We start from the raw sequence: 16,862 nt of genomic DNA, 5'->3' as shown, positions 1-16,862 counted from the left end.
CGTGTCCGGCGACGAACTGCATCATCGAACCGGTGCTCGGCTCTTCTCCTCCTTCGGGGTCAGCGCGGTACCAGAAAAACCGATTTTTCATCGAGATGTATCGCCGCGTCGGTGGTGGACTGCAGCTTGAACACGATGGGGTGCGAACCACTGGACGCGCCCGGTGGCACCTGCACCCGCACTGCCAGGGTGCGCACTTCGGTCGGCAAGACGTCCACCATGGGTTCGGATGCGATCACGATGCCATCCATGCCTTCCACGCTCAGCCGAACCACCTGTTTCGCCTCGGTGGCGTTCATGATCTGCAGGCGGAACACGTTCTCTATGCGGCCCTGCTCGACCATGCGGGCGAGAGCGCCGCGGTCGCGGATCACGTCCACCTTCATGGGCACGCGCATGTAGAGGCTCACCCCCACGGCGATGGCGATGGCGGTCAGTACCATGGTGTAGATGAGCACCCGCGGGCGCAGCGCCCGGCGGATGATCTGAGCCTTGTCCCAGCCTCCGGTCATGGCGTTCTGCGTGGAATACTTGACCAGGCCACGGGCATAACCAAACTTGTCCATCACGTCGTCGCACACGTCAGCGCAGGCGCCGCAACCGATGCACTCGTACTGCAAGCCCTTGCGGATGTCGATGCCGGTCGGGCAAACCTGCACGCACAAGGTGCAGTCCACACACGAACCCAGGCCCTTTTCTTTCGGGTCCACCTTCTTGCCGCGCGAACCACGCGGCTCGCCTCGGGTGGTGTCGTAGGTGACGATCAGGGTGTCCTTGTCGAACATGGCACTCTGGAAGCGCGCATAGGGGCACATGTATTTGCACACCTGCTCGCGCATGAAACCGGCGTTGCCGTAGGTGGCAAAGCCGTAGAAGAAGATCCAGAAGGTCTGCCAGGCACCCAGCGAACCGGACACCACGTCAGCCGCCTGATCGCGGATGGGGGTGAAGTAGCCGACGAAGGTGAAACCGGTCCAGAGCGCAAACAGGATCCACGCGGTGTGCTTGACGGCCTTGCGGCCAGCCTTGGCGCCTGACAGCGGCGCCTCGTCCATCCGCATGCGGGCCGAGCGATCGCCCTCGATCTTCTTCTCGATCCACAGGAAGACTTCGGTGTAGACCGTCTGCGGGCAGGCGTAGCCGCACCACAGGCGCCCGGCCACGGCCGTGAACAGGAAGAGCGCGAGCGCCGCCATCACCAGCAGACCGGTGAGGTAGATGAAATCCTGCGGGTAGAGCACCAGCCCACCCAGGTAGAAGCGGCGCGACAGCAGGTCAAACAGGATGGCCTGGCGGCCGTTCCAGTTCAGCCAAGGCAACCCGTAGAAAACGATCTGTGTGATCCACACCATGGCCCAGCGCCAGCGGGTGAAGAAGCCCGATACCGACCTGGGGTGAATCTTTTTATGCGACTCGTAGAGGGAAACCTCGATTTCGTCGGGCTCATCCCCGGGCACGAGGCCCAGGGGCTGGTTGGCGGTGGTCGTGGACATGGGTGCTTTCTTGTGGGTCTCGCGGTGTTTGGGCCCGGCCTCTGAGCGCAAGGCCGGTGTGCGCGCCAGTCCATGTTCCAAGAACCGTGCCAGTCCCCGAATTCACAAAGAATCAAGGACTTGCAACACCTAGCGTGCGTTTTCGCCTCCAGAAGTTGCGGCGGAACCGCCACAATTGGCAGTAAAGTGCCAAGTTTGGCACTTCGCCCTGGGCGTCTTTGGTGGGGATAAAACCCTTGTGCCTCTTGAAATACCACCGAAGCGCCCTTATCATTAGCACTCGCTGGAGTTGAGTGCTAACACTTGCTCCAAGTCGATCGACGGCCTTGCCCGACCCTTGCGGTCGGTCCTGATCGTCTGACCCAACCCTATCCCAATCTCAGGAGATGCAATGAACCTTCGTCCTCTCGCCGATCGCGTGATCGTCAAGCGTATTGACAGCGAAACCAAGACCGCTTCCGGCATCGTCATCCCCGACGCAGCCGCAGAAAAACCCGACCAGGGCGAAATCCTGGCGGTCGGTCCCGGCAAGAAAAACGACAAGGGCGAACTGTCGCTCATGAACGTCAAGGTCGGTGACCGCGTTCTGTTTGGCAAGTACAGCGGCCAGACCGTCAAGGTCGACGGCAACGAACTGCTGGTGATGAAAGAAGACGACCTGTTCGCAGTCGTCGAATCCAAGTAATTTTGCGGGACTGACCGAGCAACGCGCAAAGCGTCTGCTCGATCTGTCCCCAACTGTTCAAATCATTTAGGAGCTATCAACATGGCAGCAAAAGACGTCATTTTCGGCGGCGAAGCCCGCGCACGCATGGTCGAGGGTGTGAACATCCTGGCCAACGCGGTCAAGGTCACCCTGGGCCCCAAAGGTCGCAACGTGGTGCTCGAGCGCTCGTTCGGCGCCCCCACCGTGACCAAGGACGGTGTGTCTGTGGCCAAGGAAATCGAACTCAAGGACAAGCTGCAGAACATGGGCGCCCAGATGGTCAAGGAAGTTGCTTCCAAGACGTCTGACAACGCTGGCGACGGCACCACCACCGCCACCGTGCTGGCGCAAGCCATCGTGCGCGAAGGCATGAAGTACGTGGCCGCCGGCATGAACCCGATGGACCTGAAGCGCGGCATCGACAAGGCCGTTGAAGCCCTGATCGAAGAGCTGAAGAAGGCCTCCAAGGCCACCACGACCAGCAAGGAAATCGCCCAGGTTGGCTCCATTTCCGCCAACTCTGACTCCAGCATCGGCGACATCATCGCCAATGCCATGGACAAAGTGGGCAAAGAAGGCGTGATCACCGTGGAAGACGGCAAGTCGCTGCAAAACGAACTCGACGTCGTCGAAGGCATGCAGTTCGACCGCGGCTACCTGTCGCCCTACTTCATCAACAATCCTGAGAAGCAATCCGCCCTGCTGGACAACCCCTTCGTGCTGCTGTACGACAAAAAGGTTTCCAACATCCGTGACCTGCTGCCCACGCTGGAGCAGGTGGCCAAGGCCGGCCGTCCGCTGTTGATCATTGCCGAAGATGTCGAAGGAGAAGCCCTGGCGACGCTGGTGGTCAACACCATCCGCGGCATCCTGAAGGTGGTGGCAGTGAAGGCCCCTGGCTTCGGCGACCGCCGCAAAGCCATGCTGGAAGACATCGCCATCCTGACCGGCGGCAAAGTGATCGCCGAAGAAGTCGGCATGACGCTGGAAAAAGTGACCCTGGCCGACCTCGGCTCCGCCAAGCGCATCGAAGTGGGCAAGGAAAACACCACCATCATCGACGGCGCCGGCGCTGCTGCTGACATCGAAGCCCGCGTGAAGCAAGTGCGCGTGCAGATCGAAGAAGCCACCAGCGACTACGACCGCGAGAAGCTGCAAGAGCGCGTGGCCAAGCTGGCCGGCGGCGTTGCCGTGATCAAGGTCGGCGCTGCCACCGAAGTCGAGATGAAGGAAAAGAAGGCCCGCGTGGAAGACGCCCTGCACGCCACCCGCGCTGCAGTGGAAGAAGGCATCGTCGCCGGTGGTGGCGTGGCCCTGCTGCGCGCCCGTCAGGCCGCTGGCACCATCAAGGGTGACAACGCCGACCAGGACGCCGGTATCAAGCTGGTGCTCAAGGCCATCGAAGCGCCTCTGCGCGAGATCGTGGCCAACGCCGGTGGCGAGCCTTCCGTGGTGGTCAACGCCATCCTGGCTGGCAAGGGCAACTACGGCTTCAACGCCGCCAACGACACCTACGGTGACATGATCGAAATGGGCATTCTGGACCCCACGAAAGTGACCCGTACCGCTCTGCAGAATGCCGCTTCCGTGTCCAGTCTGATGCTGACCACCGAAGCCATGGTGGCCGAGTCCCCGAAGGATGACGCACCGGCCGGCGGCATGGGTGGCGGCATGGGTGGGATGGGCGACATGGGCGGCATGGGCATGTAATTGCTCCTTGCCTGAGACGCCATGCCGGCGTTGCAAGGGCTTGCCGTGGCGCTGCCACTGTCTACGCCCTTGCGCCTTGGCCTGGCGCCTCATGCTGCGTCGGATTGCATCACTGCATGCTGACGAACCCCCAAGAAAAAACCCCGCGAAGCAATTCGCGGGGTTTTTTTCATTGATACCCCCAAACGAGGGGACTTCGGGTGGGTCAGCGCATCATGCCTTCGAGCTTGATCGTGTCCACCACGAACGCGCGGATGCCTTCGGCCAGCTTCTCGGTCGCCATCGCGTCTTCGTTCATCGCAAAGCGGAAACCGGCTTCGTCGTACAACGCGAACGGAATGTCCATCAACTTCGCGGCCTCGGCGTCCAGAGCCCTGGGCAAGACCGCTTCGCTGGCCGCCAGCTGAGCCAGCAGGTCAGGGCTGATGGTCAGCAGGTCGCAGCCAGCCAGCGCCGTGATCTGGCCCACGTTGCGGAAGCTCGCACCCATCACCTCGGTGGCGATGCCGTGCTTCTTGTAGAAGTTGTAGATCGCCCGCACCGACTTCACGCCCGGGTCGTTGGCGCCCGCCATCGCTGCTTCGTCCCAGTTTGCACCCGCGTTCTTCTTGTACCAGTCGTAGATACGGCCCACGAACGGCGAGATCAGCTGCACCTTCGCCTGACCACAGGCCACGGCCTGGGCGAACGAGAACAGCAGCGTCAGGTTGGTGTGGATGCCCTCACGCTCCAGGCGAGCGGCGGCCTGAATGCCTTCCCAGGTGGAAGCGATCTTGATCAGCACGCGGTCGATGTGCACACCCTCGCCCTGGTAGAGGTCGATGATGCGGCGCGCACGCGTCACGGTGGCTTCGGTGTCAAAGCTCAGGCGGGCGTCCACCTCGGTGGAAACGCGGCCGGGAATGTGTTTCAGAATCTCGCAGCCGAAAGCCACAAGCAGGCGGTTCATCACCTCGTCCGTCCCCTGCGCGCCGTATGTCGACATCGCATCCTTGAGCAGATGGGCATATTCCGCTTTCTGCACCGCCTTCAGGATAAGCGATGGGTTGGTGGTCGCGTCGCGTGGCGAAAAGGCTGCGATCTGGTTGAAGTCGCCGGTGTCGGCAACCACGGTGGTGAGCTGTTTGAGTGCGTCAAGCTGGTTCATCTTGCCATTATCGGGCGTGAAGGTTCCACAATTTTTTGTAACTCGATTACCATCGTTCCATGCTCGACCGAATCAAAGCCTCCCTGCCCTCGCTGGCTCCCGCAGAACAACGGGTGGGCAAACTCGTGCTGCTCGATCCGCGCAGTTTCGCCAGCCTGCCGGTGTCCGAACTGGCCGAACGGTCGCATGTGAGCAAGCCGACCGTGGTGCGTTTCTGCCGCAGCATGGGTTACGACGGTCTCTCGGACTTCAAGCTCAAGCTCGCCGGCACCGTGAGCGAAGGCGTGCCCTTCATCCACCGCAGTGTGGACGTGGACGACAAGGTGGGTGACGTGCTGGTCAAGGTGATCGACAACACGGTGGCAGCGTTCCTGAAATACCGCAATGACGCCTCCACCCACTCGATCGAGAAGGCGGTGGATGCGCTGCTGGCCACCTACAAGAACCGCGGCCGCATCGAGTTCTACGGCGCGGGCAATTCGGGCATTGTGGCGCAGGACGCGCAACACAAGTTTTTCCGCCTGGGCATCAACGCCATCGCCTACAGCGACGGCCACATGCAGGTCATGAGCGCCTCGCTGCTGGGGCCGGGCGACTGTCTGGTGATCGTGTCCAACTCGGGCCGCACGCGCGACCTGATGGATGCGGCCGACATCGCGCGCAAACACGGCGCCACGGTCATCGTCATCACCGCCAGCGGCTCGCCCCTGGCCGCCGCCGGCCACATCCACCTCTCGGCCGACCATCCCGAAGGCTACGACCGCTACAGCCCCATGACCTCGCGTCTGATGCACCTGATGGTGATCGACGTGGTCGCTACGTGTCTGGCGCTGCGCATCGGGGGCAGCAAGCTGCAACCGCTGCTGAAGGAAATGAAGAACAACCTGCGGAGCAAACGATACGCTTGACCGTGCGCATTGCGCACAGGTCATGCGTCCCCCTGCGCCGCTTCGCGTCTTCCCCCGGAGGGGGACGATGCCTGCGGCCCGGCGGAGCCGGTTCCACGGCTTCCTGGGTTGGGACACGCGCGCCGGATGGCAGGTGGCGGTGTCACCTTAGTTGTTCAGTGATTACTCGAAACCGATTCCACCGCATCCCCTCCCCTTCCTTGAACGCTGGTCACAAGTTCGGACAACGGGTGTTCCCCGCAGCGAAGTCAAGGAGGAGGCCCGCGCAGCGGGACGGGGGACATTCGCGGAGGGGAGCGCCCGTTGTTCGCGCCAACGCCCACCCACAGGCACGTCAGATCCGGCCTTCTTCCACAGCGTGACAGGCCACGCGCACCCCGTCGACGGTCTGCAACTCCGGCCGCTCATTCCGACACCGCTCATTCACATGCGGGCAGCGCGGGTTGAACGCACAGCCAGCCGGCGGATTCAGCGGGTTGGGCACTTCGCCTGAAACCGGCGTGCGCGCCTTGCCTGTATCGTGCATCTTGGGAATGGCATCGAGCAGCATGCGGGTGTAAGGGTGACGCGGGTTGTCGAACAGCGTGTGCTTGGGCGCCAGCTCCACCAGCCGACCCAGGTACATCACGCCCACCCGATCGCTCACGTGGCGCACAACCGCCAGGTTGTGACTGATGAACAGATAGGTCAGACCGCGCTCGCGCTGCAGATCCTTCATGATGTTCAGCACCTGCGCCTGCACGCTCACGTCGAGCGCCGAGGTCGGCTCGTCGCAGACCAGAAACTCGGGCTGGGTAGCCAGCGCGCGCGCGATCGAGATGCGCTGGCGCTGCCCGCCCGAGAACTGGTGCGGGTACTTCACACGGTCGTGCGGCGACAGGCCCACAGAGTGCAACAAGGCATCGACCCGCGCGCGCAGGGCCGCCGGTTCGGTCTCGATGCCATGCTCGCGCAACGGCTCGGCGATGATGTCTTCCACAATCCAGCGCGGATTCAGGCTGGCGTAGGGGTCCTGAAAAATCATCTGGATGCGGCGGCGCAGTTGGCGGCCTTGCGGCGTCTTGAAGGCCGCGTGCGCATCCTGACCGTCGAACTCGAAACCGCCGCGTGTTGGCTCGTACAGGCCCACCAGCAATCGCGCCACCGTGCTCTTGCCACAGCCCGACTCACCCACCAGAGCCAGCGTCTGACCTCTTGGAATGTCGAAGGACACGCCATCGACGGCGCGCAGCAACTGTCGAGGTTGGCGCTCGATCACCCGGTTGAGCCAGGGCGCCGAAACATCGAAGGTCTTGGCCAGGTCGGTGGCGCGCACCAGCGGCGCGCCGGTCGTCGCCTCGGTGGTGGCGGCGGAAACCTCAGCATGGGTCTGCGCCAGCGATGACCGAGGGGTCCGGGCGAGCTCGTCCTGCTCAAACATGTTGGTGCTCATGCGGTGACCCCCGCGCTGGCGTGCAACCAGCAGGCAGCGCGCGTCGCGCCGGCACCCAGGAGATCCGGGCGTTCCACATGGCAACGGTCGAACACCTTCTCGCAGCGCGGGTTGTAGGCACAACCCTTGGGGATGGCATTGAGACGCGGCATGGCGCCATCGATCTGGTGCAGGCGCTCGCGGTCCACGCTCATGTCCGGGATACAGGCCATGAGACCGGCGGTGTAGGGATGGGCAGGGTGGTTGATGACTTCATGCACGGGGCCGATCTCGGCGATGCGCCCGGCGTACATCACGGCCACGCGGTCGCAGGTTTCGGCGATCACGCCCATGTCGTGTGTGATCAGCATCACCGCCGCCCCGCGGTCTTTGCAGATGGTCTTGAGCAGCGTGATGATCTGCGCCTGGATCGACACATCGAGCGCGGTGGTCGGTTCGTCGGCCACGATGAGCTGCGGTTCTGCAGCCAGCGCCAGCGCGATCACCACCCGTTGGCGCATGCCGCCCGAGAACTGGTGCGGAAAGTGGTCGATGCGCTGCTCGGCGGCCGGAATGCCGGTGTCGCGCAGCAGCTGGATGGCGCGCTGCCGGGCCTCGGCCTGGTTCACCGGCAGGTGGGTGGTGATGGTTTCGATCAGCTGACGGCCCACCGAATACAGCGGGTTCAGCGAGGTGAGCGGGTCCTGGAAGATGGCGCCGATCTTGCGCCCGCGCACCTTGCGCATGTCATCGAACGGCAGGTTGTCGATGCGGCGGCCCTCCAGCAGGATCTCTCCGGACGCCACACGCCCGGGCGGCTCCAGCAGGCCGATGATGGAAGCACCGGTGAGCGACTTGCCCGCACCGGATTCGCCCACCACACCGAGAATCTCGCCGGGCGCGATGTCGAAGGAAATGTCGTCGAGCGCACGCAAGGTGCCCCTTCGGTGGGGAAACTCGACAACGAGGTTCTTGACTTGCAGCAGGCTCATCGTGGTTTACCGGAGTCTTGGGTTGAGCGCGTCGCGCAGCCAGTCGCCGAGCAGGTTCACCGAGAGCGCGATCAGCACCAGCATCGCGCCCGGGAAGATGGTGATCCACCACTCGCCCGAGAACAGGTAGTCGTTGCCGACCCGGATCAGCGTGCCCAGCGAGGGCGAGGTGGGCGGTGCGCCCACACCCAGGAAGGACAAGGTGGCCTCGGTGATGATGGCGGTGGCCACCTGGATGGTGGCCAGCACCATCACCGGCCCCATGACGTTGGGCAGCACATGGCTGCGCATGATGCGCAAAGGCGCCACACCCGTCACCCGCGCTGCCTGCACGTACTCCTTGTTGCGCTCCACCATCGTGGAGCCGCGCACCGTGCGCGCGTACTGCACCCAGCCCGTGAGCGTGATCGAGAGAATGAGCACGCCAAAAGCTAGCGTCTCGTGGGCATTCGGGAACAAGGCGCGACCCACACCCGCGATCAACAGCGCGACCAGGATGGCAGGGAATGAGAGCATCACATCGCACAGGCGCATGAGAAAGGCATCCACCCAGCCGCCCAGAAAACCCGCCAGCAAGCCGAACGACACACCGATCACCACGGACAGCACCACCGAGGCGAGCCCCACCGCCAGCGAAATGCGCGCGCCGTACATCAAGGCCGAAAGGATGTCGCGTCCTTGATCGTCGGTTCCGAGCAGGAACTGGGACACACCGCCCTCGCTCCAGGCCGGCGGCAGGCGTGCATTGGACAGCTCCAGTGTCGCCAGATCGAACGGGTTGTGCGGCGCCACCCAGGGGGCGAACACGGCACAAAACAGGCAGACGAAGGCGATCACCGCCGCGACGATGGCGGTGGGTGTGGTGCGGAAACTGTGGCCAACATCACTGTCGAGCCAGCGGTGAACAAAGGCAATCAACGGGGGGACTTTCGTGTTCATTGACCCAACCCAGCGGGAGGTCAGAGGGGACGCCCATCCAGGGCCAGCGCGGAACCGGCTCCGCCGGGCCGCTGCGCGGCGTCCCCCTGGGGGGAGGCCGCGCAGCGGCGCAGGGGGAACCCTACTTCACGCTCATGTAGCGGAACGGCATCTGGTTGTCGGCCCGTTGCGTCAACTGCACGTTGTTGGCCACACCCCAGGCCAGCGCCTGCTGGTGCAGCGGCAGATGGCCGACATCGTTCGAATGCAGGGTGAACGCTTCCTTGATCATGGCGTTGCGCTTGGCCTGGTCGGTTTCAGACTGGATCTTGAGCGTGAGTTCGTCCACCTTCGGGTTGCAATAGGCCCCCAGGTTGAACTGGCCCGAACCCTTGTCGTCCACGCAGCGGATCAGTGCGTTCAACACGTTGTGCGCGTCGTAGGTGCTGGGCGACCAGCCCAGCAGGTAAAAACTGGTGTCGCGCTTGAGAATTTTGGGGAAATAGGTGCCCTTGGTTTCCACTTGCAGGTTGACCTTGACACCGATGCGGGCCAAGTTGGCGGCCACGGCCTGGCAGATGTTGCCATCGTTCACGTAGCGGTCGTTCGGGCAATTCATGCCAACCTCGAAACCGTTCGGGTAACCGGCCTCGGCCAGCAGCTTCTTGGCGGCCTCGGTGTCGTACGGCAGGCGGGTGTTCATGGCAGGATCAAACCCGTTGATGCCCGGGCCCACCAGCAGCGCCGCCGGCGTGGCCGCACCACGCATCACCGTTTTCTGAATGCCGTTGATGTCGATGGCCTGGTAGAACGCCTGACGCACGCGCTTGTCCTTGAACGGGTTCTTGCCCTTCACGCTGGAACTCAGCAGCTCGTCGCGCTTCTGATCCATGCCCAGAAAAATCCAGCGCAGCTCGGGGCCCTGGAGCACCTTGGCCTTGCCGCTGGCGTTGACGCGTGCCACGTCCTGCACAGGCACCGGTTCCATGACGTCCACCTGGCCCGACAGCAGCGCAGCCACGCGGGTCGAATCGTTGCCAATCGGGGTGTATTCCACGTTGACCACGTTGCCTTCGATCTTGCCCCAGTAGTTGCCGTTGCGCACGAAACTGGTTTTCACGCCGGGCTGACGCTCGCGCAGGCGGAACGGCCCCGTTCCATTGGCGCGGAACGACGCGGCGTTCTCAACACCTTTGCGGCGGTCCACCGGACGGGTGGCCTGGTTCTCCTCGCTCCACTGCTTGTTCATGATGTAGAAGAACGACAACACGCCGGGCAGGATGGGGAACGGTGCCTTGGTCTCAAACTCCACCGTGTGCGCGTCGATCTTGCGCACTTCCTGGATGTCGTTCGTGTAGGTCTTCATGTCCGAGCCGTCACCCGACCCCCGGGCAAAGCTGAACAGCACATCGTCGGCGGTGAAAGGCTTGCCGTCATGAAACGTCACGCCCTTGCGCAATTCGAACCGCCAGACGTTGGGTGAAATCTGCTTCCAGCTGGTGGCCAGCGCGGGCTCCAGCTGCAGTTGCTTTCCGCGGGTGACCAGGGGCTCGTACACGTTGCCCGTCACGCTGAGTTGCAAGGTCTCGTTGAACGAGTGCGGGTCCATCGACAGCGCATCGCCCTGGTTGCCGATGCGCACCGTCTGCGCCTGCGCGGCCCCCAGTGTGGCGAGGGCCACGGCCACTGCACAGACCGTCAACGTTTGCTTGAACTTCATGAGTCGCTCCTAGGCGTGGTTGGGAAAATGGAAAACATCAGTCGGCGCTGATCAGCGGCATGCCCTGCTCGATCAGGCCGGCGTGCAGCGCGGCGCCCAGCGGCAGCACATCGTCGTTGAAATCGTAGCGGCTGTTGTGCAGGAAACAGCTGCCCACGCCGTTCTCGGCGCCCTGACCGAGCCGCAGATAAGCCCCGGGCTTGACCTGCAGCATGAAAGAAAAATCTTCGGCGCCCATGCTGGGTTCCAGGTCGCGGTCCACGTGTTCGTGCCCCAGCAGCTTCTGAGCCACTTCAGCAGCGAACCGGGCCTCCTGGCGGCTGTTGATGGTCGCGGGGTAAATACGCTCGTAATTCACATGGGCCGCGGCGCCCAGTCCCAGCGCCACACCGGAACACAGCTCGTGCAGCCGGCGCTCGACCAGGTCCTGAACCTCCGGGTTGAAGGTGCGCACCGTGCCCATGAGCGTCGCCTTGCCCGGCATCACACTGAACGCGCCCATGTCGCCCGCCTGCATGGCGCACAGGCTCACCACGGCGCTGTCGATCGCGCGCACATTGCGCGAAACGATGCTTTGCAGCGCCGTGATGATGTGGGCCGAAACCAGCACCGGGTCCACGGTCTGGTAGGGGTGTGCGCCGTGGCCACCCTTGCCGGTGATTTCGATCGTGATGCGGTCGGCTGCGGCCATCATGGGCCCGGGGTTGATGCCCACCGTGCCCGGACGCATCTGCGGCCAGTTGTGCATGGCGTAGACCGACTGCACGGGGAAGCGGTCAAACAGACCGTCTTCGATCATGGCCTTGGCGCCTGCAAAGCCCTCTTCCCCGGGCTGGAAAATCAGCACCGCCGTGCCATCGAACTGCCGCGTTTCGGCCAGGTAGCGGGCCGCGCCCACCAGCATGGCGGTGTGACCGTCGTGGCCGCAGCCGTGCATCATGCCCGGCTTGAGGGATTTCCAGGCAAAGTCGTTGCGCTCGGTCATGGGCAGGGCATCCATGTCGGCGCGCAAGCCCATCATGCGGCCGCTCTGGCGCTGGCTGCCGTGAATCACGGCCACCACCCCGGTCTTGCCGATACCGGTGTGGATTTCATCCACGCCGCACACCTTGAGCGCCTCGACCACGCGCTGTGCGGTGTAATGCTCCTCGAAACCGATTTCGGGGTGCGCGTGCAGATCGCGCCTCAACGCGGTCAGCTCGGGGTGGTAGGCCGCGATGTGTGCGAAGGCGCGGCCATGGGCCTTGATGCGGGGCGCCAGCACGTCAATGTCCTCCCGATTTCTCGGCGCGCAAACGGGGATCAACGGCGAAATACAGCAGGTCAACGATCAGGTTGATCGCCACAAAGATCAGGGCGATCAGACACAGGTAGGCGGCCATGACCGGGATGTCCGCAAACGTCACCGCCTGGATGAACAGCAAACCCATGCCCGGCCACTGGAACACGGTCTCCGTGATGATGGCAAAAGCGATCAGGCCGCCCAGCTGCAGGCCGGTGATCGTCATCACGGGCACGAGGGTGTTTTTCAGGGCATGCCCGAAATGCACGGCCCGGTTGGTGAGGCCCCGCGCGCGGGCAAACTTGATGTAGTCGGTGCGCAGCACTTCCAGCATCTCGGCGCGCACCAGCCGCATGATCAGCGTGAGCTGGAAGATGGCCAGCGTGATCGCCGGCAGCGTGATGTGCAGCCAGCCTTTGGCCGTGAGCAGCCCGCTGCTCCACCAGCCAATCTGCACCACGTCGCCCCGGCCGAAACTGGGAAACCAGCCCAGTTGTACGGCGAACACCAGGATCAGCAGGATGCCGATCAGAAAGGTGGGCAGCGACACCCCCAGCAGCGAAATCGTCATGAACAACTGGCTGGTGAAAGTGCCACGCTTGAGGGCTGCGTACACCCCCATGGGAATACCCAAGGCCAGCGCCATCACGCCAGCCACGAAGGCCAGTTCCAGCGTGGCAGGAAGTCGCTCACCGATCAGCCGCGAAACTTTGGCTCCCTGGCGCAGGCTGAGCCCGAATTCGCCTTGCACCGCGTTGGCCAGGAAGTGCCAGAACTGCACCACAAACGGTTGATCAAGCCCGAGGTCGGTCCGGAGTTCGCGAATCTGTTCTGGTGTGGCGTCCTGCCCCAGCAGAAAGACCACCGGATCACCCACATACTGAAACAGCATGAAGGCAATCAAGGCCACGCTGACCATCACCACCACAGCCTGAGCCAGGCGTCTGAGAATGAATGCGAGCATCTTGGTGGAAGAAGAGGGGGTCAACCCAGACGTTGGGGGACTGCCGTCTGACCGAAATCAGTTTACCTTGATGAGGCGCCAGTCCAACCGGTTGTCGGCGCGGTGCACCACGTCGACATGCTTCTTCATGGCCCAGGGGATGACCTGGTTGTGCAGCGGAATATGGGCCACATCCTCGTTCTGCAGCATCAGGGCCTTGTTGAGCAGGCCGGTACGCAGGTTCAGATCGGTTTCTTTTTTCGCCCGTTCGATCAGCGCATCCATCTGCGGATTGCTGTAACGCCCGACGTTGTAGTTGCCGTCGCCCTGAGCGCCCACCGAACGCACCAGCGATTGCAGCGAATACATCGCATCGAACGTGGGAACCCCCCAGCCCAGCATGTAGATGCTGGCTTCGTAGCGCTGGATCATGGGGAAATAAGTCACCAGCGGCATCGTCCGCAGCTTGGCCTTCACGCCGATGCGGGCCCACATGGCGGTGACCGCCTGACAGATCTGCTCGTCGTTGATATAGCGGTTGTTTGGACAGGCGAAATCCACCTCGAATCCGTCCTTGTAGCCCGCATCGGCCAGCAGTTTCTGGGCTGCTGCCACATCGAACGGGTAGCGCTTGTGAATCGCCTCGCTCCAGCCATTGACCTGGGGAGCCACAAGGGCACCCGTGGGTTGTCCCAGACCTCGCAGCGACACCCGCGCAATCGTGTCCATATCGATCGCCTGGTACAGCGCCTTGCGCACCCGCTGGTCTTTGAGCGGGTTCTTCCCTTTGATGTTGCTGCCTGGCAACTCGCCGCGGTGGTGGTCCATGCCGAAGAAGATGGTCCGGTTTTCGATGCCGTCGATCACCTTGAGGTTGCCATCTGCGCGCACGCGGGGAAGGTCCTGAGGGCTGGGATCCAGCACAAAATCCACCTCGCCCGAGAGCAGCGCGGCCATGCGTGTGGCCACGGCCTTCACCGGTGTGTAGACGATTTCGGTCGCGTTGCCTTCCATTTTCCCCCACCAACCGGCATGGCGCGTCAGCACCAGCTTCTGATCGGGCATCCACTCCTTGAGCATGAATGGGCCCGTCCCGTTGGCGTTGCGATGGGCAAAATTCTCGTCCTGGGTCTTGATGTCCTTGGGCGCTACCGAGTTGTTCTTTTCTGCCCAAGCTTTGCTCATCATGCGCAACTCGGTCAGCTGGTTCAGCAACACGGGGTTGGGACCCTTGGTGAAAAGGTCCACGGTGTTGGCATCGACCTTCACCACGCGATCAATGCCCTGGGTGTAGACCGCAAAGTTCGATGTCTTGCTCATCGCGCGCTCGATGGAAAACACCACGTCATCGGCGCTGAACATTGAACCATCGTGGAACTTGACGCCCGTTCGCAAGCTGAGGCGCAACTGCGTCGGCGTGACCTGTTTCCATCCGGTGGCCAGCACGGGTTCAGGCTTGAACGTGCGGCTGTTGTAGTAAATCAGCGACTCGTACACCGCGGCATGCACCCCATTGCCCAGCGCATTGTTCTGCGAATGGATGTCCCACGTGGGAATGTCACTGGCACTGGTCCACTTGAAGGTTTTGGCCTGCAAGGAGCCCGCACCAAAAACCAGCGCCGCACACAGGAGGGTGAGTGGTGTTTTCATTGCTTGACATCTAAATGAATGATGGGAGCCTCACTATGCAACAACCGTTCCCGAACCCAGAACGGGACTAACCCTAGCGGCGACTTGCCGGACACCGATGGGTTTTCCAGCGGTTAGTGCCCAGCGAAATCCGTTTCAAGACATGGGCGCGTTGGCATGCGGGCGACACAGTCGCCCCAGGGCCTTCAAGGGATCCCTTCAACGTCTCGAAAATACAACGTTGTACTTACAAAATCACATCAATCCATCCGAAATCTTGGCAAATCACTCAAACGCGGGAGGGACGCCGGCAGCTGATTCCTCTAGATTGTGAGTTGGTGTGTCCTGCACGCCAACGTCGCGCCCAGCACGAACCCGAGCACTGGCGCTTTTTCAATGTTGTATTCAGGGAGTTTTTGAATGATCAAGAAGATGATGATGGCCTTGCTTGCGCTGATCGCTGCCAGCGCATTTGCCGCCGTGGATGTGAACAGCGCCAGCGAAGCCGATCTCGACAGCATCAAAGGCATTGGTCCGGGCACCTCGACCCGCATTCTGGGCGAGCGCAAGGCGGGCAAGTTCAAGGATTGGGCCGACCTGATCCAGCGGGTTTCTGGTATCGGCGAAAAACGCGCCGCGAAGCTCTCTGCGGAAGGCCTGACCGTCAACGGCGTCGCTCATCAGGCGACTTCTACACCGGCTAAGCCGAGGCTGGAGAAAGCGGCGACCAAAGCCACGTCGCCAGCCGCTGGAGCGTCACAGTAAAAAAGAAAGCAAAACCGAAAGGGGGGAGAGCACCCGGTCACCTCGAATTGCGGACCATCCCCGCCCCAGCATGTGGGTCCGGGCGTAAAAAAGCCACCGGGCTTGCCCGGTGGCTTTTCAACTCTGAAGGACGGATGGCCTGGTGGCCATCGTGTCATCAGAAGGAGTGCTTCACACCAACGGCGAACAGGTGGCCGTCACCAGCTTCCTTGCTGTCCTTGTAGAAACCGGTGTAGGCGGTGGTGCGCTTGGACAGACCGTAGGCCGCGGCCAGACCGTAGCGGGTGCCGTTGTCGCCCACTTCAGGACGGACCTGGGTCGCGCCGGCGGATAGCGTCAGGGCGGAGCTCAGCGGAACATCCACACCGATGGTGACGTCATCCGCCACGTCCTTGACTTGACCCACGGAAGCCAGCAGCTTGGCGGCACCGAAGTCATACGAAGCGCTCAGACGGGTCAGCTTCAGGTCTGCGCTCAGGTCGTCCTTCTGCTGCTCGTGGGCCAGACCCACGAACAAGGGACCGCCTTCGTACTTGACGTGAAAGGCAGACACGCGGGCGTTGGTTTCGCCAGTCTTGAAGGTTGTGCTCACGGCACCGCTCACGCCACCGAAGGAAGGCGTCGCATAGTACACGGCGTTACCCGGGTTCCCGGCTTCCAGAGCGTAGCTGGGAGCCAGGTTGTTGGTGGTCAGGGCACCGGAGTCGAACAGAGGACTGGTGGCGCCGACGATGTCGTCGTAGGCATTCCACATCTTGCCCAGCTTGATCTCTCCGAAGCCACCGCTGAAACCGACCCAGGCTTGGCGATTGAAGCCGTTGCCGGTCGTGCCATCAACCAGATTCACGCTTTGCTCGAAGTTGAAGTTGGCAGCCAGACCGCCACCCAGATCTTCCGAGCCCTTGAGGCCCCAGCGGCTGGTGCTCACGCCACCTGAAGCCAGCGCTGCACTCGAACCTTTGGCCTTGACGACAGCAAGGTCGGCAATACCGTACAGGGTCACGGAGGATTGGGCCATGGCGGCACCGGAAGCAGCCAGAACGGCCAGAGCAATCAGAGACTTTTTCATGAGAGTTTCCTTGTTTGAAAAATCCAGTCCCGTATATCGAAACCGGCTGTGAAGCGAAATCACGCTACAAATACTAAACCTCGGTCTTGTTTGTACGAGGGTTTTCCCGTAAAAAACGACCAGACCTGCTCAAGTTTGTCGGTTTTTTGACACAGCCAGAAACCCCGGA

The 16,862-nt window shown here is 62.4% G+C and carries 14 protein-coding genes; 4 read left to right on the top strand and 10 right to left on the bottom strand.

Annotation, left to right across the window (positions count from 1 at the left end; translation table 11 throughout):
* Positions 1–59: 59 nt before the first annotated feature.
* Complete coding sequence (gene ccoG, locus AC23D4_RS18770; RefSeq protein ID WP_472887087.1) at positions 60–1,493, bottom strand: cytochrome c oxidase accessory protein CcoG; 1,434 nt, start codon at positions 1,491–1,493, stop codon at positions 60–62.
* A 391-nt stretch (positions 1,494–1,884) separates the two neighbouring features.
* Here ccoG and AC23D4_RS18765 point away from each other — a divergent pair, with 391 nt between their 5' ends.
* Positions 1,885–2,178, top strand: coding sequence for a co-chaperone GroES (locus AC23D4_RS18765; protein ID WP_305361815.1), 294 nt, complete (start codon positions 1,885–1,887; stop codon positions 2,176–2,178).
* An 81-nt stretch (positions 2,179–2,259) separates the two neighbouring features.
* Complete coding sequence (gene groL / locus AC23D4_RS18760) at positions 2,260–3,909, top strand: chaperonin GroEL (protein WP_472887086.1); 1,650 nt, start codon at positions 2,260–2,262, stop codon at positions 3,907–3,909.
* Between the two features lie 205 nt (positions 3,910–4,114).
* Here the strand turns inward: groL and tal are convergent, their stop codons facing one another.
* Positions 4,115–5,056, bottom strand: a complete 942-nt coding sequence (tal, locus tag AC23D4_RS18755; protein WP_472887085.1) for a transaldolase — start codon at positions 5,054–5,056, stop codon at positions 4,115–4,117.
* 59 nt (positions 5,057–5,115) lie between these two features.
* Here tal and AC23D4_RS18750 point away from each other — a divergent pair, with 59 nt between their 5' ends.
* Positions 5,116–5,964 carry a MurR/RpiR family transcriptional regulator gene (locus tag AC23D4_RS18750; RefSeq protein WP_177132998.1) on the top strand — a complete coding sequence of 283 codons (849 nt, stop codon included), beginning with the start codon at positions 5,116–5,118 and terminating at the stop codon, positions 5,962–5,964.
* A 334-nt stretch (positions 5,965–6,298) separates the two neighbouring features.
* Here AC23D4_RS18750 and AC23D4_RS18745 read toward each other — a convergent pair whose 3' ends face one another.
* The 7 genes from AC23D4_RS18745 to AC23D4_RS18715 all read right to left on the bottom strand — a co-directional run bounded on the left by AC23D4_RS18745 (position 6,299) and on the right by AC23D4_RS18715 (position 14,880).
* Positions 6,299–7,396, bottom strand: coding sequence for an ABC transporter ATP-binding protein (locus AC23D4_RS18745; protein WP_472887084.1), 1,098 nt, complete (start codon positions 7,394–7,396; stop codon positions 6,299–6,301).
* On the bottom strand, positions 7,393–8,367 hold the full coding sequence (locus AC23D4_RS18740) for an ABC transporter ATP-binding protein (protein ID WP_472887083.1): 975 nt from the start codon (positions 8,365–8,367) through the stop codon (positions 7,393–7,395). The genes AC23D4_RS18745 and AC23D4_RS18740 overlap by 4 nt, the downstream gene beginning before the upstream one ends.
* A 6-nt stretch (positions 8,368–8,373) precedes the next feature.
* Positions 8,374–9,306: an ABC transporter permease gene (locus tag AC23D4_RS18735; protein ID WP_472887082.1), complete on the bottom strand. Its 933-nt coding sequence runs from the start codon at positions 9,304–9,306 to the stop codon at positions 8,374–8,376.
* A gap of 121 nt (positions 9,307–9,427) precedes the next feature.
* Entirely contained in the window at positions 9,428–11,005 is a 1,578-nt protein-coding gene (locus AC23D4_RS18730; protein WP_472887081.1) for an ABC transporter substrate-binding protein, read from the bottom strand.
* A gap of 37 nt (positions 11,006–11,042) precedes the next feature.
* Complete coding sequence (locus AC23D4_RS18725) at positions 11,043–12,269, bottom strand: M20 aminoacylase family protein (RefSeq protein ID WP_472887080.1); 1,227 nt, start codon at positions 12,267–12,269, stop codon at positions 11,043–11,045.
* Position 12,270: 1 nt separating this feature from the next.
* A complete protein-coding gene (locus AC23D4_RS18720) occupies positions 12,271–13,251 on the bottom strand; it encodes an ABC transporter permease (protein ID WP_472887079.1) in 981 nt (326 codons plus the stop codon).
* 57 nt (positions 13,252–13,308) lie between these two features.
* Complete coding sequence (locus tag AC23D4_RS18715; RefSeq protein WP_472887078.1) at positions 13,309–14,880, bottom strand: ABC transporter substrate-binding protein; 1,572 nt, start codon at positions 14,878–14,880, stop codon at positions 13,309–13,311.
* A gap of 399 nt (positions 14,881–15,279) precedes the next feature.
* Between AC23D4_RS18715 and AC23D4_RS18710 the strand changes: the two genes are divergently transcribed.
* Entirely contained in the window at positions 15,280–15,624 is a 345-nt protein-coding gene (locus AC23D4_RS18710) for a ComEA family DNA-binding protein (protein ID WP_472887077.1), read from the top strand.
* 157 nt (positions 15,625–15,781) lie between these two features.
* Here AC23D4_RS18710 and AC23D4_RS18705 read toward each other — a convergent pair whose 3' ends face one another.
* Positions 15,782–16,693: a porin gene (locus tag AC23D4_RS18705; protein WP_472887076.1), complete on the bottom strand. Its 912-nt coding sequence runs from the start codon at positions 16,691–16,693 to the stop codon at positions 15,782–15,784.
* Positions 16,694–16,862 lie beyond the last annotated feature (169 nt).

Source organism: Hydrogenophaga sp. L76, from assembly GCF_057654755.1.
The sequence above is the reverse complement of the archived record's forward strand: the minus strand, read 5'-3'. Positions and strand labels throughout refer to the sequence as shown.

What these genes read in the sequence shown, in the direction of transcription:
- AC23D4_RS18745 (WP_472887084.1), bottom strand. Translation starts at nt 7,396, where the DNA reads ATGAGCACCAACATGTTTGAGCAGGACGAGCTCGCCCGGACCCCTCGG.
- AC23D4_RS18720 (WP_472887079.1), bottom strand. Translation starts at nt 13,251, where the DNA reads ATGCTCGCATTCATTCTCAGACGCCTGGCTCAGGCTGTGGTGGTGATG.
- AC23D4_RS18735 (WP_472887082.1), bottom strand. Translation starts at nt 9,306, where the DNA reads ATGAACACGAAAGTCCCCCCGTTGATTGCCTTTGTTCACCGCTGGCTC.
- AC23D4_RS18730 (WP_472887081.1), bottom strand. Translation starts at nt 11,005, where the DNA reads ATGAAGTTCAAGCAAACGTTGACGGTCTGTGCAGTGGCCGTGGCCCTC.
- AC23D4_RS18715 (WP_472887078.1), bottom strand. Translation starts at nt 14,880, where the DNA reads ATGAAAACACCACTCACCCTCCTGTGTGCGGCGCTGGTTTTTGGTGCG.
- AC23D4_RS18765 (WP_305361815.1), top strand. Translation starts at nt 1,885, where the DNA reads ATGAACCTTCGTCCTCTCGCCGATCGCGTGATCGTCAAGCGTATTGAC.
- tal (WP_472887085.1), bottom strand. Translation starts at nt 5,056, where the DNA reads ATGAACCAGCTTGACGCACTCAAACAGCTCACCACCGTGGTTGCCGAC.
- AC23D4_RS18705 (WP_472887076.1), bottom strand. Translation starts at nt 16,693, where the DNA reads ATGAAAAAGTCTCTGATTGCTCTGGCCGTTCTGGCTGCTTCCGGTGCC.
- AC23D4_RS18710 (WP_472887077.1), top strand. Translation starts at nt 15,280, where the DNA reads ATGATCAAGAAGATGATGATGGCCTTGCTTGCGCTGATCGCTGCCAGC.
- ccoG (WP_472887087.1), bottom strand. Translation starts at nt 1,493, where the DNA reads ATGTCCACGACCACCGCCAACCAGCCCCTGGGCCTCGTGCCCGGGGAT.
- groL (WP_472887086.1), top strand. Translation starts at nt 2,260, where the DNA reads ATGGCAGCAAAAGACGTCATTTTCGGCGGCGAAGCCCGCGCACGCATG.
- AC23D4_RS18750 (WP_177132998.1), top strand. Translation starts at nt 5,116, where the DNA reads ATGCTCGACCGAATCAAAGCCTCCCTGCCCTCGCTGGCTCCCGCAGAA.
- AC23D4_RS18740 (WP_472887083.1), bottom strand. Translation starts at nt 8,367, where the DNA reads ATGAGCCTGCTGCAAGTCAAGAACCTCGTTGTCGAGTTTCCCCACCGA.